14 protein-coding genes are annotated in these 20,536 nt (G+C 73.0%); 8 read left to right on the top strand and 6 right to left on the bottom strand.

What is annotated here, in order from left to right; all coding sequences use genetic code 11:
- Positions 1-1,635 precede the first annotated feature (1,635 nt).
- From ACZ3IG_RS26180 to ACZ3IG_RS26170, 3 genes are read right to left on the bottom strand one after another with little or no spacing between them, the layout of a single operon-like run.
- Positions 1,636-2,850 carry an MFS transporter gene (locus tag ACZ3IG_RS26180; RefSeq protein ID WP_467435079.1) on the bottom strand — a complete coding sequence of 405 codons (1,215 nt, stop codon included), beginning with the start codon at positions 2,848-2,850 and terminating at the stop codon, positions 1,636-1,638.
- Positions 2,843-3,568, bottom strand: coding sequence for an HAD family hydrolase (locus ACZ3IG_RS26175; protein WP_467435078.1), 726 nt, complete (start codon positions 3,566-3,568; stop codon positions 2,843-2,845). Before ACZ3IG_RS26175 ends, ACZ3IG_RS26180 begins: the two co-directional genes overlap by 8 nt.
- Before the next feature lie 47 nt (positions 3,569-3,615).
- The gene (locus tag ACZ3IG_RS26170; RefSeq protein WP_467435077.1) at positions 3,616-5,343 is read right to left on the bottom strand and encodes a carbamoyltransferase family protein; all 1,728 of its coding nucleotides are present in this window, start codon (positions 5,341-5,343) and stop codon (positions 3,616-3,618) included.
- A 1,069-nt stretch (positions 5,344-6,412) separates the two neighbouring features.
- On the opposite strand from ACZ3IG_RS26170, the gene ACZ3IG_RS26165 reads away from it, so the two are divergent.
- On the top strand, positions 6,413-8,803 hold the full coding sequence (locus tag ACZ3IG_RS26165) for a beta-ketoacyl synthase N-terminal-like domain-containing protein (RefSeq protein WP_467435075.1): 2,391 nt from the start codon (positions 6,413-6,415) through the stop codon (positions 8,801-8,803).
- Here the strand turns inward: ACZ3IG_RS26165 and ACZ3IG_RS26160 are convergent.
- Positions 8,782-9,729: a methionyl-tRNA formyltransferase gene (locus ACZ3IG_RS26160; protein ID WP_467435074.1), complete on the bottom strand. Its 948-nt coding sequence runs from the start codon at positions 9,727-9,729 to the stop codon at positions 8,782-8,784. The two genes, ACZ3IG_RS26165 and ACZ3IG_RS26160, sit on opposite strands and share 22 nt — an antisense overlap.
- A gap of 186 nt (positions 9,730-9,915) precedes the next feature.
- Between ACZ3IG_RS26160 and ACZ3IG_RS26155 the strand changes: the two genes are divergently transcribed.
- Positions 9,916-11,904, top strand: a complete 1,989-nt coding sequence (locus tag ACZ3IG_RS26155) for a LamG-like jellyroll fold domain-containing protein (RefSeq protein WP_467435073.1) — start codon at positions 9,916-9,918, stop codon at positions 11,902-11,904.
- 233 nt (positions 11,905-12,137) lie between these two features.
- Here the strand turns inward: ACZ3IG_RS26155 and ACZ3IG_RS26150 are convergent, their stop codons facing one another.
- Complete coding sequence (locus ACZ3IG_RS26150; RefSeq protein WP_467435072.1) at positions 12,138-13,037, bottom strand: helix-turn-helix transcriptional regulator; 900 nt, start codon at positions 13,035-13,037, stop codon at positions 12,138-12,140.
- A 4-nt stretch (positions 13,038-13,041) separates the two neighbouring features.
- On the bottom strand, positions 13,042-13,917 hold the full coding sequence (locus ACZ3IG_RS26145) for a phytanoyl-CoA dioxygenase family protein (protein ID WP_467435071.1): 876 nt from the start codon (positions 13,915-13,917) through the stop codon (positions 13,042-13,044).
- A gap of 228 nt (positions 13,918-14,145) precedes the next feature.
- Between ACZ3IG_RS26145 and ACZ3IG_RS26140 the strand changes: the two genes are divergently transcribed.
- The 6 genes from ACZ3IG_RS26140 to ACZ3IG_RS26115 are packed head-to-tail and all read left to right on the top strand — an operon-like array spanning position 14,146 to position 20,507.
- The gene (locus tag ACZ3IG_RS26140) at positions 14,146-15,225 is read left to right on the top strand and encodes a LacI family DNA-binding transcriptional regulator (protein ID WP_467435070.1); all 1,080 of its coding nucleotides are present in this window, start codon (positions 14,146-14,148) and stop codon (positions 15,223-15,225) included.
- A gap of 5 nt (positions 15,226-15,230) precedes the next feature.
- Positions 15,231-16,148 (top strand): ABC transporter permease, encoded by a 918-nt coding sequence (locus ACZ3IG_RS26135; protein ID WP_467435180.1) that lies wholly within the window; start codon positions 15,231-15,233, stop codon positions 16,146-16,148.
- Positions 16,148-17,023, top strand: coding sequence for an ABC transporter permease (locus ACZ3IG_RS26130; protein WP_467435068.1), 876 nt, complete (start codon positions 16,148-16,150; stop codon positions 17,021-17,023). The genes ACZ3IG_RS26135 and ACZ3IG_RS26130 overlap by 1 nt, the downstream gene beginning before the upstream one ends.
- Positions 17,024-17,077: 54 nt before the next feature.
- Positions 17,078-18,619 carry an ABC transporter substrate-binding protein gene (locus ACZ3IG_RS26125; RefSeq protein WP_467435067.1) on the top strand — a complete coding sequence of 514 codons (1,542 nt, stop codon included), beginning with the start codon at positions 17,078-17,080 and terminating at the stop codon, positions 18,617-18,619.
- Positions 18,616-19,647, top strand: a complete 1,032-nt coding sequence (locus ACZ3IG_RS26120) for an ABC transporter ATP-binding protein (RefSeq protein ID WP_467435066.1) — start codon at positions 18,616-18,618, stop codon at positions 19,645-19,647. Before ACZ3IG_RS26125 ends, ACZ3IG_RS26120 begins: the two co-directional genes overlap by 4 nt.
- Positions 19,644-20,507 carry an ABC transporter ATP-binding protein gene (locus tag ACZ3IG_RS26115; RefSeq protein WP_467435064.1) on the top strand — a complete coding sequence of 288 codons (864 nt, stop codon included), beginning with the start codon at positions 19,644-19,646 and terminating at the stop codon, positions 20,505-20,507. Before ACZ3IG_RS26120 ends, ACZ3IG_RS26115 begins: the two co-directional genes overlap by 4 nt.
- Positions 20,508-20,536: the final 29 nt, after the last annotated feature.

Raw genomic sequence — 20,536 nt, 5'->3', positions numbered from 1 at the left:
TCACCCCCTGAATGTGCGACGCGTCACATCTCGCACACGGAGAGTGCCTGTAACCAGCGCCACATCCGGCGTTCACAATCGGCTCCGTGTGGGCCGCATTGACTAACTGAACGACGCCCCATACTTCCGAGTACGGAAGCCCGGGCTCCGGCGAGCTGCCCGTGCCGGCCGGTGCTGCCGGTGTCCGCACGCTGTCGACGCACGCGAGAAGCGGAGGATGGCGATCCACTGATCATCACCGTCGTCGAGGCCTGCGCGCTTCCCGAGGGCGCGAGGTCCGGACGTGCCGCTGCCGTCCGGCGTGGCCCGGGCCATCCGGCAGCACGTGGAGCAGCGCGCGCCGGTGACGCTGCCCCGGGACGACCCGGCCCCGGCCGGGACGAGGGCGGGGACGGGGGCGGCGCCGGAAGGTGTGCGCGGGTGGGAGCCGTCCCGGGGAGTACGTTTCCACGCCCTGCGCCGCGTCCACGCCTCCGGAGAACTGGAGGCGGGCTCAAGGACACCGGGCCGTCCCGCGCAGGGGGTGTCGTCCATGGGCGGGACCAGAGCAGTCGCTGCCCGCGGGGTCCTCGTGCCGGTCAGTGGCCGCCACGCTTCTCTCGGATTCGGCCACCACCGCCTCGGCTTCTCGCGCGCGCCCCGTGTGCCGGCCGGAAGCGCGGTGGCTCGTGGGCGGGGCGCCCACGTAGCCGACGGGGCCCTGGCCGGACACCCACTGCTCGTCCGCGGAACGCGCCGCGGACCTGCGGGGTGAACGGGCTGGGCGCCGACGTCAACGGCGGCCCGGGCTCCGGCGGGTGCACGCCACCGGCTTCCCCACCGGCTGCGCCCCCGCCATGACCGGGGGACCGAGACCTCGTGCACCGGGCGGCGACCGCCGTCCCGGACGAGGTGCGCGGCTCCCTGGACCGGCGCGGAGCCCGGGCGGCAGCCGGGACAGGAGGTGAACTCGTTGCGGCAGTGCCGCAGCAGTCGGTTGCCCAGGACCCGGCCGCCGTCGCGGTCGGACGCGAAGGGGTCGCCGTCGCGGGCGCACACCGCGCCGGCGGTACGAGCCTCGCCGCGTGCGCGGGACGGAATCGGGGACCGCGTCTGTGGGCCTTCGGCCCAGTGGCCGGCGACGTGGCCGAAGGGGGTGCCGGCGGACGTTCTGCCGGGTGTCGGGACGCGAGGGGAGCACCATGCGGACATCTCACCGCTGACGCCGTGCCGGCCAGGGCACGCGTGAGGTCGGCCGCTGGCGTGGTGGGTACCGGCAGACCGCGGCCGGCGCCGAGCAGGACGAGCGGGAAGACCAGCGCGCTGTGGCGGGCGAACAGCGGCGGCCCGGCGGCGAGGACAGCCGGCACGAGTACCGGGCCGAGGAGCATCGGCCCGCGTACTCCGAGGCGGCCCATGATTCGTCCCGCCGCGAGCGCGGAGGCGGGGCTGCCTCCGGCGAGCGGCAGGGGGCTCCGGACCCGTGACGCAGGGGGGAGATGCCTGGCTCGTCCCGCGGACCCATGACGGCGACGCGGAGGTTACCGGAACGGCGGCGGCGTGGACGCGGGAAGGCCACGCGGTCGCTGGGCGGCGGCATGGGCGCGCGCTCGCTTCGCCGTCCGGCGAAAGAGCGTCCGCCGGCGCGGCTCGCCGTCAGGGCCGGCCCGTGCGCTGTGCCCGGCGGGCGAGCAGGGCGAAGACCAGACACAGAGCGCAGAACCCCGCGAGGACGAGGGGGATCGCCGCGGCCGGCCCGCTGTCCGTGAGGCCCTCCACCACCGCCGGGACGGTGGCGTTGCCGAACATGCAGCACAGGGTGAGCACGGAGGTCGCGCGCTGGGGGACGTCGGCTACGCCCGAGACCCAGGTGATGACGGTGGGCAGCACCGGGGCGAGGCAGAGTCCGGCCAGGGGGTAGGCGGCTACGGCGAAGTGGGGCACGGCGGCCAGCAGCAGCGCCCCCAGCGCGCTGACGAGGTAGAGCGGGATCGCGGTGCCGGCCGGCAGGCGTGCGGTGAGGTGGGGGACCACCAGGCGGCCCAGCGCCATGCCCGCCCAGAAGCCGGACGCCGCCATGGTCGCCGCGGCCAGGCTCCAGCCGCTTCTCTGCAACTGGGTGGACTGCCAGGCGCCGATGCTGGTCTCCAGACCCGCGTAGAGCAGACCGGTCACCAGGAAGAGGACCAGGACCGCGCTCGGCCGGCCGGACCGGAACCGGGCGCTGTCCGCCCGCGCGGGGGCCGGCTGCTCCAGTACCGCACCCAGGCGTCGCACCAGGACGCAGGGAAGGGCCAGCAGACAGGCTGCCAGGGCCAGCAGGCGGATGTCCGTCCGGCCGACGGGGCCGGTGGCCAGGGGGCCGAGGATGGCACCGATACCGAACACGGCGTTGAGGCGGTTGACCATGACGACGCTGTTGCCGCCGAAGCCCTTGGCGAAGGCGGTGTTGAGGGTGAGTACCATCCCGCCGTAGCCGACCCCGGCGACGGTGGCCGCGCACAGGTAGGTGGCCCAGTCGGGGCTGAGCGCCATGCCGGTGGTCGCGGCGGCGAACACCGCCAGAAGGAGGGTGATCGTCGGCCGGGGCCGTGCCCTGCGGCCGAGCAGTCCGATCAGGGCGGTCGCCGCGAGCGCCCCGAGGTTGTAGAAGGAGACGATGCGTCCGACCGCGTGCCCGGAGCCGAACTCGTCCTTCAGGTACGGCAGCGACGCCCCCAGCGACGCGGTGAGCGCGCCGAGGACGAAGAACAGGCAGAACGCGGAGACGACCGCGGCCCTCGCCAGGTGCGGTTCGGGCGCTGCCGCACCGGCGGGGGACGCGGGAACCGCGGCCGACGCGGCCGGGGACCCGGCGGCGGGTTCAGCCATGGGCGCGCTCCCCGGCCGCGGCGATGACGATCGGGGCGTCGAGCCCGGTGAGCACCAGTCCCTCCCCGCCGGGGGCACTCGCGGTCCCGAGGCCGGTGAAGTCGGGGGCCACGGCCACGGCGCCCGCCGCGGACAGCTCGGCCCCGCCGATACCGACGCAGACGGAGCCCGCCGCCACGGCCGAGCGCACCCCGCTGACCGAGTCCTCGAAGACGAGGGCGCGGTGCGCCCGGACCCCCAACAGCCGGCAGGCCGCCAGATAGGGGTCCGGGTGAGGTTTCCCGCGTGCGACGTCGTCGCGGGTGACCTGGAGGGAGAACACGTCGAGCAGGCCCAGCCCGCCGAGGGCGTGCTCGATCTTGCGCGCCCAACTGCTGGTGGCCAGTGCCAGCGGGACGCCCCGGCCGGCCAGCCCGGTCGCCAGTGCGACGGCGCCGGGCACGGCCGGGTAGAGGGCCTCCTCCTCCACCTTGTCGACCTCCGCCCAGATTGCCGACCGGTCGCTGTCGGAGTGGTCGGGGAACAGCAGCGCGACGGTCTCGGACCCGGTCCGTCCGTGCACGTACCGTTCGATGTCGGCGTGCGTCACCGTCCTGCCGTGCCGCCGCGCGACATCACGCCAGGCGTTCTCGATCACGGGTCTGGAGTCGATGAGGACCCCGTCCATGTCGAAGACGACGGCATCGACCTCGTACGGTCCGCCGGCTGCCGGTCGCATTGTTCTCCTCACCCGGCCGCTCACGGCGTCCGGTCGACGTCGGGTCGTCAGAACGTCAGCTCGTCCATGAGTCCGTTCGCGCCGTCCTTCCACACCAGGTACACGTCGTCGATGAGCAGCAGGTCGACGACCTCGTCCGACAGCGGGTCCAGGGCGTCGCGGTGCGATCCCACGATAGGTTCTTCGTGCTTGTTGAACGAGGTGTTGACGAGCGCCGCCTGCCCGCTGCGTTCGTACCAGGCCAGCAGCAGGCCGTGCAGGAAGGGATCGTCACCGCGGCGCACGATCTGCGGACGGGCGGTGTTGTCGACGTGCACCACGGCCGGGCACGCCTTGGCGAAATTTTCGTGGCAGTCGTAGGTGATGGTCATGAAGAGGGCGGAGGGCTGGTCGGGCGCCCAGCCCCGGTAGCAGTCCGCGGCCAGTTCCTCCGCGGTGATGGGGGCGAACGGCATGAACTCGGTGCGGTTGAGGCGCTTGTTCAGCCAGTCGTTCATGGAGGGGTCGTCGGTGCGGTAGATGACGCTGCGCCGGCCCAGTGCCCGGGGGCCGAACTCCATGCGGCCGCGGTGCACGCCGATGACCTTCTCCTTCTCCAGCGCCCGCACCAGCAGCTCCTGGAGACCGTCGTCGACCCGGCGGAACCGGAGTCCGGGATAGTCCTGGAGGATTTCCTCCAGCTGTCCTTCGGAAATGGCGGCGTCCGGGCCCAGCGCCATGGACGGGACCCTGTGCCGCTGCCCGCTCTCGCGGTAGGAGACCACCGACGCCGCCTGCAGCGGGAGTCCTCCGTCGCCCATCGGCGGCAGGACGTAGATGTTGCGGACACCGGGGGTCTCGAATATGCGCTGGTTCAGCTTGACGTTCGCGAAGACACCACCCGCCAGGCAGACGTTCCCGCTCGGCACCTTTCCGATGTGGTGGGCCACCACCGCGGTCAGCAGGTTTTCCACGTGCGCCTGCGCGGCGGCGGCGACGTCGGCCGGGTCGTGCTTGGCTATTTCCTCCAGAAGCTCCTCGGAATAACCTTCGTAGGAGGGCTGGTAGTAATTACCGGTCCGCGCCCTGATGGCCCCGTCCGGGGTGATGTCTATCATCTTCCGCATCAGGGGGAGAAGCTTTTCCGGGTCGCCGTTCGCGGCCAGTCCGGTGATCTTTCCTTCGTGGCGGTTCGGTTTGAATCCCAGGAGTTTGGTCACACGGCCGTAGAAATAGCCGAGGCTGTCGACGGAGGTCTCCCGCTGGAGGACCTCCTCGCCCTGGGGGGAGCAGTGCGTCACCGTGAGGGACTGGAAGTCGCCGCGCCCGTCACAGGTCAGCACCAGCGCCTCGTCGAAGGGCGAGCAGAGGAAGGCGCCGAGGCCGTGGGACTCGTGGTGGTCCACGAGGACCGCCTTGCCGCGCAGCCCGTTCCGCTCGACGAACTCGTCGAACTCGGCGCGCTTCGCCTTGTCGTTGCGTATCTCGTCGGACACCCGCTTGCGCAGGTGGACGAGGCCCTCGGGCCGCTCCCGGGCCTCCTCGGCGACGCGGTCGACGTACAGGAGGAGGTGCTTGTCCGCGTCGAATCCCGCACACCAGCCGTACGCCACGCGGTCGATTTCCTCCAGGGTGACGCCGGCCTCCCGTAAGACGTACTCGATGGAACGGGCCGGCCAGGTCTTGTGGTCCTTCACGCGGGTGAAGCGTTCCTCGCTCACCGCCGCGACTATTTCTCCGTCCCGGACGAGACATGCACCGGCGAGGTCGTTGTTCGTGATGCCCAGAATGTTCACGGTAATGCCTCCGAAGACCATGCGGGAACCCGGGAAACGACGTGAATGTCCCGGGCTGGCGCCGATGCTAGGCAGGGCGTCCGCCACTCGACAAGGTCACGATCACTTCTAGGCCATCCGGTCCGGCGGCCAGAAATACGACGGCAATGGGTGTTGCGTTAACCTCGATGTTGTGTGATGGCCAGCTATGGAATCAGCGGGTCGTACCGTGCTGCGCGGCCGATGGAGGCAGGCCGCGGGCCGGGCGGCCCCGCCCAGTGGGCACCGGGACGCGGCGCCCCGATCGGATGCCGTCGCCGCCACGGCGGCGACATCCGCTGGTCGGCCGGGGGACGGCGGCCGGACTCGCCGGCCGGAGGGGGCCGGGGCGCGGCGCGCGCGGGGCCGGCGGAGGGCGGGGCGTGGGGCGTCACGCCGGCCGGTGGGGACGTGCCGCCGGGCGGCACGCAGCGGACCGAACCTGAAGCGACGGGGTTCCCGGGGCGGAATTCCGCCCCCGTGGTCCGTTCCGGACGGGGGCAACGGGCTGAGGAAATTGGCCGACTCGCTGTCATGGACCGGCCGCGCTCGGTGACGGCGCTCCCGAGCGCGGCCGGTCCACCAGGCCCCCGGCCGGGCCGCGACGAACCGGGCCCGCCCCTTGCGCGCGGTCTCCTGTGAGACGCTCCGTTCGCGCGACCGGCCCCGTGGCACCCTGCGATCCTGCTCCGGGCAGACCGCTGCCGGCCGGGCTCGTCGCTGGTCGGACGCGTGAACGCCGACGGCCGTGTCCGGACACCGGTCACGGGCCGGTCCGAGGGGTTCGGTGAACCGGTGCGGCGTACGGCTGTCGCCGTGACCGCCGGACCGGAATGAATGTCCTTCAACAGCCCACTCGACCGGCTGAACTCGTTGCGTCGGCCCACGGATCTTCCTCCGGCGCACTTCCGTCCGTCCGCTGAACGCCCTTGGGCCGTGCCAGGTCCCGTGCCGCTATGGAGGTACCTCGTCCGATCGGTCTGCGGGCGCGGCGGAGGGTGTGCCGGACCGGCCGTCTCCCGGTTCCCTCATGGCGAAGGACGGACTGCCCATGCACGCAAGAGCCCGGGTCGAGGAGCCGGGGGCCGGCGGGGACGAGCCGGTCGCGGTCGTCGGGGCCGCCTGCCGGTTCCCCGGTGAGGTCCGCTCCCTCGCCTCGCTGTGGCGGTTGCTGTTGGCACGCCGGGAGACGGTGCGCGAGGTGCCGGCGGAGCGGTGGGAGCGGGCGGAGCTGGCCGGGTTGCCCGCCCCGGTCGCGGACCGGCTGCGCCACGGCTGTTTCCTGGACGACGACGTCTGCGCCTACGAGCCGGAGTTCTTCGGCATCAACGCGCAGGAAGGACCCTGGGTGGACCCGGAGCACCGGCTGCTGTCGGAGGTGGCCTGGGAAGGGATCGAGCACGCCGGAATCCCGGCCCGGCGGCTGGCCGGTACGCCGACGGGCATGTTCTTCGGGATGTATCAGAAGGACTGCATGCTGCGGGTGCAGCGGCCGTTGGAGGAGGTCGACGCCTACGCGATGTACACCGGCTTCGACAGCATCGGACCCGGCCGGGTGGGGTTCATGCTGGACCTTCGCGGGCCCCAGGTCGTCGTCGAGGCCGCCTGCGCGTCCGGGCTGGTCGCCGTGCACACCGCCTGCCAGAGCCTGCGGACCGGCGAGTCGGACATCGCCCTCGCCGGGGCCGCGATGCTCACCCTGGGACCCGAGAGGGTCGTCGCGCCCGCGCTGTGGAGGGGGGTGTTCTCCCCGACCGGCCGCTGCCACGCCTTCGACGCGGCGGCCGACGGGTACGTCCGGGGCGAGGGCGCCGGTGTCGTCGTACTCAAGCGCCTGTCGGACGCGCGGCGGGCCGGGGACCGGGTGCTGGCGGTGCTGCGGAGCACGGCGGTCAACCAGAACGGGCGGGGCACGCGGCTGAGCGCGCCCTCGGAGCCCGCGCAGATCGATCTGTACCGGCTGGCGCTGGAGCGGGCCGGGGCCGGGGCCGGGGACGTCGGCATGGTGGAGGCGCACGGGCCGGGCACGGCCGTGAGCGACCCGATCGAGTTCGCCGCGGTGGCCGCCGTCTACGGCAAGGGCCGGGACCGGTGCGCACTGGGTTCGGTGAAGACCGACATCGGGCACACCGAGCCCGTCTCGGGCGTGGCCGGCCTGCTGAAGACCATCGCGTCACTGCGGCACGGCACGGTGCCGGCCAGTCTGCACTTCACCGACTGGAACCCGCAGATCGACCCCTGTGGGACCCGGCTGTTCGTGCCGACCGACGCCGTGCGGTGGCCGGTCCGGACGGGAGCGCGGCTGGCGGCGGTCTCCTCGTCCGGCATCAGCGGGACCAACGCCCATGTGGTGGTGGAAGCGCCGCCGACGGTCCCCGCCGCTCGGCGCACGGCCCGTCGTCCGGCACCGGGCGGTGTGAGCGGTACGGCTCTTTCCGGCGCGGCCTCCCGGGTGTTCCCGCTCTCCGCCGGCACGCCCGGCGCGCTGCGGGCCGCGGCCGGACGGCTGGCCCGGTGGCTGCGCGGTGCGGGGGCGCGGGTGCCGTTGGGCGATGTCGCGCACACCCTGGCGGTGCGCCGCTCGCCCGCCCGGGAGCGCGCCGCCGTCGTCGCCGCCGACCGGGCGGAACTCGTGGCGCGGCTGGAGGAACTGGCCCGGGGGTCCCTGCCCGCCGTGGGCACGGCGACCGGGCGGGCCGTGCCGGAGGCCGGGAAGGGCGTGGTGTGGGTCTTCTCCGGGCACGGCTCGCAGTGGGCGGGCATGTGCCGCGGTCTCCTCGGCCACGACCCCGACTTCACCCGGGTCGTCGACATGCTCGAACCGCTCGTGGCCGCGGAGTCCGGTTTCTCCCTGCGCGAGATCCTGGACCGGCCCGAGGTGGTCACCGGGTTCGACCGGGTGCAGCCGGTCGTCTTCGCCGTGCAGTCGGGACTGGCCGCGATGTGGCGGGCCCACGGCGTCGAACCGGCGGCCCTGATCGGCCACTTCATGGGCCGCCGTCCGCCTCGCCGCCGCCACCGGTGCCGAGCAGGCGGCCGCGGCCACCCGCGACTACGGCCGCCGGATCGACGAGACCCTCGGCGTCGAGATGAGCGCCGGCGGCGCGCTGACGCGCCTGTTCTCCCGGGCCCCCGGCCTCGCCCACACCGCCCTGACCCGCCTGCCCTGGGCGTGGCACCGCCTCGACGCCTACATCGCCGGGCACACCACCGTCGCCGGCGTCATGGCCACGCCCCTGGGCCGCACGGCCCCCGCGCTGGCCGCCCGGCTGCCGGTGCCGGCCCCGAGGACGGCGGAGGGGGAAGCCCTCCGCTCCTCACCGGCCGGACGGCCGTGAGCACCGTCGCCCGCCGGGGCCCGGCTCCGGCTCGACGACCGGGACGCCGTACGGACGCCGCGGCGTGTGTGTGTCAGGCCGGTCAGGGCCGGCTGGTGAGGTAGCCGCCCATCGTGGTGAAGTACTCGGCCGCGGGGCACTCGCGGCCCTCCTCGGTCCGTACGCGGGTGAGGGCGAGGCCGTGGTTGCGCCCCCTGCGGGCGTCGGCTCCGGCGACGATCACGACACCGTCGCCCTCCCGGTAGAAGACGCGGCCGGGGGTGCCGCCGTAGCGGCCCCGGGACACGAAGGCGGCGAGGATCTCCAGGCGCCTGCCCTTGTGGAAGGTGAACGCCGCGGGATACGGGGCGGACTGGGCGCGGATCAGGCGGTGGAGGTCCTCCGCCGGCCAGTTCCAGTCGATCCGGATGTCGTCCTCGGCGCGCTTGTGGAAGAAGGACGCCTGGGAGCGGTCCTGCGGGGTGAACTCGGTGTCCCCGGCGGCGATGCGCTCCAGCGCGCCGATGGTGACCGGGGCGATGAGGCCGACGGTCTTGTGGAACAGGTCGGTCGCCGTGTCCGCCGGCCCGACGGGGACGGCGCGCTGGACGACGATGTCGCCCGCGTCGAGTTCCTCGTTCATCATGTGGGCGGTGACCCCGACCTCCGGCTCGCCGTTGAGGAGCGCCCAGATGAGGGGCGAGAAGCCGGCGTACTTCGGCAGCAGCGAGTCGTGGACGTTGAGGGTGCCGTGGCGGGGCAGGGAGTAGACGCGCGGGGGGATCCAGGTGCGCCAGTTGTTGGCCACGATGATGTCCGGCTCCGCCTTCTCCAGGAGGCCGGCCAGTTCCTCGTCGTCGGGCCGGTCGCGGATGACGACGGGGACGCCGTGGGCGGCGGCCAGGTCGGCGACCGAGTCGCTCCAGATCTTCTCGTAGGCGTGCTCGCTCCTGGGGTGGGTCACGACCGTGACCACGTCGTGGTCGGAGTCCAGGAGGGCCTGCAGCGTCCGGTGTCCCCAGGTCTGGTAGCCGAACATGACGACCCGCATGGAGGTTCCTCCCAGGAACGGCACTTGACTGGGTTTGAGTAAAGCAAGGCTTACCTAACGGCACAATGGGGCGATCGCTGTGTGCTGTTGGGGCAGCGTTCGGTATCCGGACTCCGGTGCGCGGGTCTGCCGTTCCCGAGCCGTCGTTAGCGTGCGCCCGTTCGAACGACGAGTACGGGAGTGATCATGCACAGACCTGTCGACGCGCACCCATCCGACTGCGCGTGCCCCGTCACCGCGGACCCCGACGGTGACGGCGTCGCCGCGTCGAGCCGCCGCACCTTCCTCCAGCGGGCGGGCGCGCTCGGCGCGGGCGCGGGCGCGGCCGGGCTGCTGGCGGCGGCCCCCGCGCACGCGGCCGGCGCCGGCCACGGCGGCCGGGGCGCGGACGACGACCCCTACGGCCGGACCACGACGTCCCGGGGGCCGCGGGGCAAGTGGAGTCCGGACCCGGACAGCCCCCGGTTCACCGTCGTCGTGATGCCCGACACCCAGTACATGTTCGACCAGGACCGCATCCACCCGGCCCCGGTGGAGGCGTCCTTCCGCTGGGTCCTGGACCCCGAGGGCCGCGCGGGCGGCAACGACGAGAACATCGTCTTCCTGGCCCACCTGGGCGACGTGACCAACAACGGGCTCGCCGAGGAGTACGCCGCGGCGACCGAGGTCTTCGGCCTGCTGGACCGCGCGGGCGCCTCCTACGGTGTGCTGGCCGGCAACCACGACGTCAGCGACGACGACCAGCGCGGTGACACCCCGTACCTGGACACCTTCAGCGTCGCCCGGGCCAAGAAGCGGCCCAGCCACCACGCCTCCAGCCCCGACGGCTACAACACCGCGCACGTCTTCCGGGCCGGCGGCCGGGACTGGATGCTGCTCGCCCTGGACTGGCGGCTGTCGGAGTCCGGCTTCGCCTGGGCCAACTCGGTCATCGCCGACAACCCCACGCTCCCGGTGATCGTCACCACCCACGAGATCGTCGGCTCCTACGACGACGGCACGGCCGGCCTGTCCGGCTACGGACAGCAGCTGTGGGACAAGCTCATCAAGGGCAACGACCAGATCTTCCTCACCCTCAACGGGCACTACTGGCCGCCCGGCAGCACCGTCATGAAGAACGACGCCGGTCACGACGTGCACCTGCACATCACCAACTACCAGGACCGGTACTACGGCGGCGCCGGCATGGTCCGCTCGTACCGGTTCGACCTCGACCGCGGCCGGATCGACATCGCGACCTTCTCCCCGTGGATCCGCGAACTGGCGGCGGACGGGGAGCTGAACGCGCTCGCCGCCCAGGAGCTGGAACTCACCTCCGCCGTCGACCGGTTCTCCATGGAGATCGACTTCGACGAGCGGTTCTCCGGCTTCGCGCCGGTACCGCCCCGCGAGGCCCGCCCCGCCCGCCGGATGCTGCTGCCCGGCACACTCGCCTACTGGCGGTTCGACGAGGGCGCCGCCGGCACCGACGTCGCCGCCGGCACGGTGTTCAAGGACCGGAGCGGCAACGGCAACGACCTGGAACTGCGTACCGTGCCCGGCACCCCCGCGCACGCCCTCGTCCGCACCGACGACCACCACCCCGACCAGCCGGCCCACGCCGGCCTGGTCTTCGCCGGGCAGGGCAACCCGGTCAGCGGCAGCTATCTGCGCACGGTCGACAGCGCCCCCCTCAACCGCGAGACCTTCGCACGCGGTTACACCTTCGAGGTGTTCTTCAAGGTCCCCGCCGACTGGGACGGCGGCCGCAACGGCTGGTCGGCGATGCTCAGCCGCGCGGGCACCGCGGCCGCGGCCGGCAAGAACGGGCCGACCGCCACCGCGGAGGAGCCCGTCCTCAGCCTCGGCCTGTCCAGCTCCATCGAACTGCAGTGGAACGCCTACCCGCTCAACCAGGACGGCGCCACGACCGCCTGGAGCCACCTGCTCCAGAAGGAGGAGTGGTGGCACGTCGCCGTCGTCAACGACGGCCGGATCAGCAAGCTCTACGTCAACGGCTGCGAGGAGGGCCGCAACCCCACCTCCAGGGCCGTCGGCCTGACCGCCCTCGACCTGCCGTTCCTGCTGGGCGGTTACCAGTGGGCCGACGCCGTCAGCCAGGTGTTCCACGGCACCATCGGCGACGTGCGGATCAGCGGCCGGGCGCTGAAGCCGGGACAGTTCATGAACGCCTGACCTGGCAACTCGGGCGGCCTCGCTTTCGCTGTGCCGAGGGGGTGGCGGCTCGAAGCCGCCTCCTCGGCGTCTGCCCCGCCGGCCCCACGGGCCGCCGCCCCCGGCGCACCGCCGAGCCCACCGCCCCCCGGCCGGCCCCGGCGGCCACGGCGCACGAGGCCTGACCCCGCCCGTCGGGGAGGGCAGTACTGGTCCACCTGTCACCGCGCTCGCCGTCAGGTGCCTGCTCCCGGTCACCGGCCCGGGAGCGGGGGAGGCACCGAAGGCCCGAGCGCGGACAGCGCGCCGTGGCCGATCGGGGGCGGGGGCGCCGACTCGGGCGGAATGGCGCGGAACGCGCTCGGAGACATCCCGTAGACGGCGCGGAAGCGACGCGAGAAGTGGTACGCGTCCGCGAAGCCGCACTGGGCGGCCACGGCCCCGAGCGAGAGGTTGCTCAGCCAGAGCAGCGGCTCGGCCCTCGCGAGGCGGAGCCGTTCGATCCCCGCCACCGGGCTGACGCCGAGCCGCCGCCGGCAGAGGCGGTTCAGGGTGCTCGGCGAGACTCCGGCCGCCCGCGCCAGCCACTGCAGGCCCAGCGGCCGGGTCACCCCGTCCGACCAGTGGGCGCGGACCGCCGCCATCATGGCGAGCAGCGGCTCGGGGAGCCGCTGCTCGCCCGCGTCGGGACCGGTGCCGTGCACGAACGTGAAGAGCAGCAGCCGCAGCGTCTCCTCGGCGTGCCGCTCCCAGCCCGGCGGGCGGGTCGCTCCGAGGGTCAGCAGGTACTGGCAGAGGGAGACCAGCGGGTTGCCCCGCCCCGTCAGGTCCCGGACGACAGGCCAGCCGGTGTCGTCGCGTACCGCGGGGGAGAGCCTGAAGTGTGTGTAGGCGTGCCGGGTGGGCCGCTGGGCGTCCCAGTGGAAGGTGTCGCGCATGCCGGGACGTACGAGCAGCAGCACGCTGGGCGTCAGGGGCACCGTCCGGTCACCGCAGACCCAGCGGGCGCTGCCGTGCAGCAGCCACACGAACTCGTGCGAACGCGCGTCCCTGGGGCCGAAGACCGACCCGGGCGGGTAGTCGGCGACCGCGGGACCGAGCCGGGCCAGCAGCACGGGCGCGTGCGGCAGGACGGGGCCGGCGCGGTCTGTCACGGCCTCACCTGTCGCAACCACCGGACCGGTCGCGCCGCACCCGGGGGGTACGGACGTCGGTGAGGCCCTTGTAGGCGTACGGGTCCCGGCCCGCGACCAGCACGATGTCCCTGAAGTCGGCCTGCGCCACGGGGACTCCGCCGTCGGGCGGCGCCCACGGGAGGAGGGACGAGGCGCTCATGTAGTGGTTGACCAGGGCGCGCCGGAAGCCGTGCCGGCCGGTGTTGGGCAGCGACTTGTGCAACAGATAGCCGTTGAAGAGCAGCACCGATCCCGCGGCGATCTCGACGGGCCGCGCGTCGGCCTCGTCGTACGGGAAGCCGTAGGACTCGACGGTGCAGTCGTAACGGGCGTCTTCGTGCTGTCGGTTGGGGTAGATGACGCCGGGCCGGTGCGAACCAGGCAGGACCCACAGGCAGCCGTTCTCGACGGTCGCGTCGTCGAGGGCGAGCCAGGCGGCGGTCAGCGACCGGTCCCGGGTGGGGATGAACATCTCGTCCTGGTGCCACGCCTGGCCAGGCCTGCCCTCGGACTTGACGAACAGCATCGACTGCATCGACTTGACGTCGGGACCGATCAGTTCGGTCAGCGGTCCCACGACGGCTGGATGGCGCATGGCGTCGAGCATGAGCGCGGACAGCTTGTGCGGATAGTGCACGCACAGGAACTTCCGTACGGTGTCGTCGTCGCTCTCCCCCCTGACCGCCGCCGGCGCCCCCTCGACGGCGCCCCGCTCACCGCGGCAGATCCGCACGGTCTCCGCGCGCAGCTCCGCCACCTCGTCCGGCGTCAGGGCGTCCGGCAGAACGACGTAACCGTCCCGGTCGAAGCGGGACGCCAGGGTGCTCCCGGTGGTCTGCGGACGGATGTGGACGTTCATCGAGTCCTCCTTCGCACGGCCGTACTCCCGATGGTCCTGGACACCGTCACCCGGTGCCATGGCTCGCCCGCGCACGCGGATGGCGAATCCTGTCATGCCCGGGTTATTGGTGATCAGTCACCAAGAGGCGGTACAAGGCCCGTTCACGACCCTTGACGGCTTTTTCCGGGGCCGAGTAGCGTCTTGCGGCATCCGCTAATACGTATTAGCCATCAGCCGGGAGTGTTCATGGTTCCTCCCGAACGGCCTCGACGCTCCACCCAGCGGGACATCGCCCGACGTGCCGGGGTCTCCCAGGCGACCGTGTCACTGGTGATCAGCGGGGGTGCGACGGGTGCGCAGATCGCCGAACCGACCCGCCGGGCCGTCCTGGCCGCGGCCGAGGAACTGGGCTACGCGGCCAACGTCGCCGCGCGCAGTCTCAAGCGCGGCCGCAACCGGCTGCTCGGCCTCTACACCTTCGAGTCGGTGTTCCCCACCGACCAGCGGGACTTCTACTACCCGTTCCTGCTGGGCGTGGAGGAGGAGACGGCACGGCAGGGGTACGACCTGCTGCTGTTCTGTTCCGGTGCGGCACGGGCCGAACGGTCGATCTACGCCGGCGGGACCAACCGGCTGAAGATCGCGGACGGCTGCGTGCTGCTCGGCCGGAACGTCCGCCGCGAGGAGCTGTCCGCACTGGTCCGCGAGGACTTCCCCGTCGTCTTCGTCGGACGCCGCGAGGTGGACGGCGGTGAACTCTCCTACGTGGCGGCCGACTACGTCTCGGCGACCGCCGCACTCGTCGCGGAGCTGGCGCGCCTGGGCCACCGGCGCATCCTGTATCTGCGGGCCCTTGAGGACGGCGAGCCCACCAGGGACCGGGAGGCGGGGTACCGGCGCGGACTGGCCGAGGCCGGCATCGCCGGGGACGAGGCGCTGATCCGGTGCCTCGCCGACCCGGCGGACCTGACGGCCGAGCGGCTGGAGGGATGGACCGACGGGCTCGGCGTCACCGCCGTGCTGGTCGAACCGACCGAGGACGACCGGCTCACCGAGGCGCTGGCGGTGATGACCGCGGCACGACGGGTCCGCTTCCCGCAGGACTGCTCACTGGCCCTGCTGGGCGACCCACCGCTGTGGACACCCCAGGAGCGCGACTGGACGCGGTTCTCGCTCCCGCGTGCCCGGATGGCGGGGGAAGCCGTACGCGTCCTCGTCGAACTGCTCGACCAGGACACCCCCGAGCCGCGCCGGCTGACGGTGCCCTGCGCCTTCGTACCGGGTGACTCCATCGGTCCGGCACCCGACGGGAGGCCCGGGCCGTGATCCGCATGATCGCGCACCGGCTGCTCATCGGGGTCTTCGTGATGTGGGGCGCCGCCTCGCTGATCTTCCTCGTCGTCCGGGCCGCTCCCGGTGACCCCGCGACGGTACTGCTCGGCCCGGACGCCGACCGGAGCCAGATCGCGAGCCTGCGCGCCTCGCTCGGCCTCGACCGGCCGCTCGCCGCGCAGTACCTCGGCTACCTCGGTGACGTCTGCCGGCTCGACTTCGGCGAGTCGCACTGGCTCGGCGGGCCCGCCATGGGCGCGGTCCTCGACCGGCTGCCCGCCACCGTCGACCTCACAGTGACGGCGACGGTGATCGCGGTGACCGTGGGACTCACGCTCGGCGTGCTGGCGGGCGGCCGGCCGGGCGGGCCGCTGGACCGGATGGTCTCGGCCTGTACGATCGCCCTCCAGTCGTTCCCCACGTTCTGGACCGGCATCATGCTGGTGCTGGTCTTCGCCCTGAGCCTGGGCCTGCTGCCCAGTTCCGGGACCGGTACCCCCCAGCATCTGGTGCTGCCGGCCGTCACCCTCTCCTTCCCGTTCATCGCGATCATCGCCCGACTGACCCGGACGAGCCTCACGGAGACGATGCGCGGGGGCTACGTCATGACCGCGCGCGCCAAGGGCCTGACCGAGCGGCAGGTACTCATCGGCCACGCCCTGCGCAACTCCCTGATCCCGGTGGTGACCGTGGTGGGCGTCCAGGTCGGAGCGCTGGTCGGCGGCGCCGTGATCGTCGAGAACGTGTTCGCGTGGCCCGGCCTCGGCTCGCTCGTGGTGGGCGCGGTGGCCAACCGCGACTACACGGTCGTGCAGGGCGCCACCCTGCTGATCGCCGGCATCGTCGTCGTACTCAACCTGATGGCCGACCTGCTCATCGCCCAGCTGGACCCACGCATCCGGACGGGAGCCCCGTGATGGCCGACATCACCGTCGCCGACAAGCTGACGACGGCTCCGACGCGAGCACGGCGCACCCTCCTGTCCCGGGTCCCCGCCCTGATCGTGGGCTGCTACCTGCTGACCGCCGTCGTCGGACCGCTGCTGATCGACTACGACCCGGTGCGCACGTCGCTGGAGGACCGGCTGCTGCCTCCCGGAGCCGGGAAGGCCACCGGCGGGACGGCCTGGCTCGGCACGGACGGCCTCGGCCGCGACCTGCTGGCCCAGATCGTCCACGGCGCCAGGACCGCGGTGCTCATCGGCGTCTGCACGGTCGGGCTCTCCTGTCTCGTCGGGGTCCTCCTCGGCGCCGTCGCCGGCTACTTCCGCGGCGCCGTCGACGCCGTACTCGCCCGGGTCTTCGACATCCTGCTGGCCTTTCCCGCGATCCTGCTGGCGATCGTGATCGCGGGGGCCTTCGAACGCAGTGCCCTGCTGGTCGTCGTCGCGCTCTCGGCGACCGGCTGGATCACCTTCGCCCGCGTCACGCGCGGTGTCGCGCTCTCCCTCAGGGAACGGCCCTGGGTCGACGCCGCGCGGGTGCTGGGGGTGCCGGGCCGGATCATCCTCGCCCGGCACGTCGTCCCGTTCACGGTGGGACCGGTGGTCGCCCTCGCCACGCTCGAGTTCGCGCTGGTGGTGCTCGCGGAGGCGGGGCTCAGCTTCCTCGGCATCGGGCTGCCCCCGTCGAGCGTGTCGTGGGGGCAGACCATCGCGAACGGCAAGGAGTACCTGGAGACGCACTGGTGGATCTCCACCCTGCCGGGTATCGCCCTGTCCCTCCTCATCGTCAGCGTGGGCATCCTCGGTGACCAGCTCACCGCCCGCTATGGGCGCGGCCGCTCCGGCTGACTCCGACTGATCTTGATCGTCTCCCGATCGCCCCCGATCGACAGGAGCACCAACATGACCAGCACATGGGAGCACGGGCGGCGGAGCCGGCTGATCCGGCTCGCCGCCACCGCCACGGCGGGCGCGGCGCTCCTCGCCGCCTGCTCGACGACGACCGGCGGCGACGACGAGGGCGGCTCCGCCGCGGGCGACGTGACGGTGGCGGGCACCTACCCGATCGAGAGTCTGGACCCGCACGGTGCGCAAGGCGCCTCCACGGGGACGCAGCTGGCCGCCCAGCAGATCTTCACCAGGCTGGTGAAACCCGACCCGGACGGCACCCTCAGGGGCGACCTCGCCACCTCCTGGAAACCCAGTGAGAACGTCACCACCTGGACGTTCACACTGCGCACCGGCGTCACGTTCTCCGACGGCTCCGCGCTCGACGCCGACGACGTGGTCGCGTCCTTCCAGCGGATGGTCAGCCTGAACGGCCCCAACGCGGGCAACTTCCCCGGCGCCACCATGACCAAGACCTCACCCACCGAAGTGGTCCTGCGCAGCCCGGTGCCCGACGCGTCCGTCCCCGGCAAGCTGGGCACCTTCTACGTCATCCCGTCGGGAGTCGGCGAGGACGACACCGCCTTCTTCAACGACCCCGTCGGCGCGGGCCCGTTCACCGTCGACGAGTTCACCCCGAGCGGGTCCCTGGTCCTGGTGCCCAACGGGAGGTACCGGGGCGGCAAGCCGGCGCTCCGCCGGGTCACCGTACGGAACATTCCCGAGCTGGCGGCCCGCATGACCGCACTGCGCACGGGCGAGGTGGACGTCGTGTGGGGCATCCCGGACGACCAGCTCGCCTCGCTGAAAGGGCAGGAGTCCCTGACGGTGCGGACCGTGCCGAGCAGCGCCGAGTTCACCATGTGGTTCAACTCCTCGGTCCCCGCCCTCGACGACGCGGCCGTGCGCCGGGCGATCTGGCAGGCGGTCGACTTCAAGACCATCATCGGCGAGCTCTATCCCGAGACCGGCAAGGCGGCCGACGCCCCGGTGACGAGCGTCGTTCTCGGCCATGTGCCCCAGCCGCCGGTGTCCCACGACCCGGCGGCCGCCAAGGCCGCCCTCACCGCCGCCGGCTTCGACTTCTCGAAGAAGCTGCGGCTGCAGTTCGCCAACGCCGAGTTCCGGCCCTTCATCCAGGCCGTCGTCTCCGACCTGCGGAGGATCGGCGTACTGGTGGAACCGCTGGAGAAGGAGCAGGCCGTCTTCACGGAGGACCTGCTCGCGCTCAGGTGGGACATCAACTTCCAGCAACTGGCCACCCCCAGCTACGACGCGGCCAGCAACCTCGGCCGGCTCTACACCTGCGCGGCCGACCGGAACGGCTACTGCAACAAGCAGCTGGACACTCTGCTGGCGGCGGCGGGAGCGACGGCCGACCAGGAGAAGCGCACCGACCTCTACGGCCGGGCGAGCCGGATCATCTGGCGCGACGCGGTCGGGATGTACCCGATGGCGGTGAGCATCGCCTACGCCTGGAACAGCGGCCTGAAGGGGTTCGTCCCCGACGCCAGCGGCCTGCCGGACTTCGCCACCGTACGGACCGGTGACGCGTGACCCCCGCCCGATCCGCGCGCGGCCGCGGGGCCGGACAGGCGGCGCCCGCGGCCGGCGGGCCCGTCCTGAGGATCGACGGCCTGGTGGTGGAACTGCCGGGCCCGCGCGGCCCGAAGGTGCGCGTGGTGGACGGCGTGTCCTTCGACGTGCCGCGGGCCACCACGGTGGGGCTGATCGGCGAGTCGGGCAGCGGAAAGACGATGACCGCCCGGGCGGTCCTGGGCCTGGCCCCCGAGGGCGCCACCCTGGCGGGCCGGCTCCTGTGGCACGGCGAGGACCTGCTCACGGCCGGTCCGGCACGGCTGCGCGCGGTGCGCGGCCGGGAGATCGCGATGATCTTCCAGGACCCCCTCGCCGCGCTCAACCCGACCCAGCGGATCGGTCGTCAGGTCGGCGAGGTGCCGCGCCGCGACCGGCTGCCGCGTGCCGAGGTGGACCGCCGGGTCGCCGAACTCCTCGACCGGGCCGGTGTGCCGGAGCCGAGGCGGCGGATGCGCGCCTACCCGCACGAACTCTCCGGGGGACTGCGCCAACGCGCCATGATCGCCATGGCACTGGCCGGGAACCCCGCGCTGCTGCTGGCCGACGAGCCGACGACGGCACTCGACGTCACCGTGCAGTCCCGGATCCTGTCGCTGCTGGCCGGCATCCAGGCGGCGGACGGCCTGGCGATGCTGCTGATCAGCCATGACCTGCGGGTCGTGTCGCACGTCGCCGAACAGGTCGTCGTGATGTACGCGGGACGGAGCTGCGAGCGCGGGCCCGCCCGCGACGTACTGCGGCGGCCCGCGCATCCGTACACCGCCGCCCTGGTGCGCGGCGTGCCGGCCGTCCGGACCCGCAGCGCTCTGGCCGATCCGCTGCCGGGGGCCCCGGCGACACCGGCGAACCGGCCGGCCGGCTGCGCGTTCCATCCCCGCTGTCCGCTGGCACGGGACCGGTGCCGCGGTGAGGCACCGGCGGTACGGGAGACGGCGCCGGGCCGCTGGAGCGCCTGTCACTTCGCCGAGGAGGTCCTGGGGCTGTGAGCGCGAGTGAGCCCGAGCGTCCCGGCGCGTCCGCGCCGCCCGCTGAGCGCCCCCTCGTCGAGGTGCGCGACCTGCGCGTCCGGTACGGGGGGCGGGGAAGACGCGGCCGGACAGCGGTGGACGGGGTGAGCCTGTCGGTGGCGCCGGAGGAGACGCTCGGTCTGGTCGGGGAGTCGGGCTCCGGCAAGACGACCGTGGCCCGGTGCGTGGCCGGGCTGCTGCGGCCCGGCACCGGGACGATCGCCTTCGAGGGCCGGCCGGTCGGCCGCGTGGGGCGCCGGCCGCCCGAACTGCAGCGTGCCGTGCAGATGGTGTTCCAGGACCCGAGGTCGTCGCTCAACCCGCGCATGACGGTCGCCTCGGTCATCGCCGAGGTCTGGAGCACCCACCCGGTCACCGCACCCGAGGGCGACCGCACCGAGGCACTGCACCGCCTCCTCGCCGGCATGGGGCTCGGCCCCGAGGTGGCGTCGCGGCGCGCGGGCGAGCTGTCGGGCGGCCAGTGCCAGCGGGTCAGCATCGCCAGGGCGCTGGCGGCCCGGCCCCGGCTGCTGGTGTGCGACGAGGCGGTGTCGGCGCTCGACGTGTCGGTCCAGGCCCAGATCCTGCGGCTGCTGGCCGATCTGCGCGGCAGACACCGGCTCGCCCTGCTGTTCATCTCGCACGACCTGGGGGTGGTGCACCAGATCGCCGACCGGGTCGCGGTGATGCGCCGGGGCGTGATCGTGGAGGAGGGCCCGGCCGGCGAGGTGCTGACCAGGCCGCGTCACGCGTACACCCGGGACCTGCTGGACGCGGCCCTGGACCTGGATGACCCGGTGCCGGACGGCGGCACCGCCGGCGGGGAGGCGGTCGTATGAACGAGCCCGGCACGAGGGACGGGACGGAC

The sequence above is a fragment of the Streptomyces sp. NPDC016677 genome, assembly GCF_055562815.1.
Note: the sequence above shows the minus strand (reverse complement) of the source record. Positions and strands in the feature narration are given on the sequence as shown.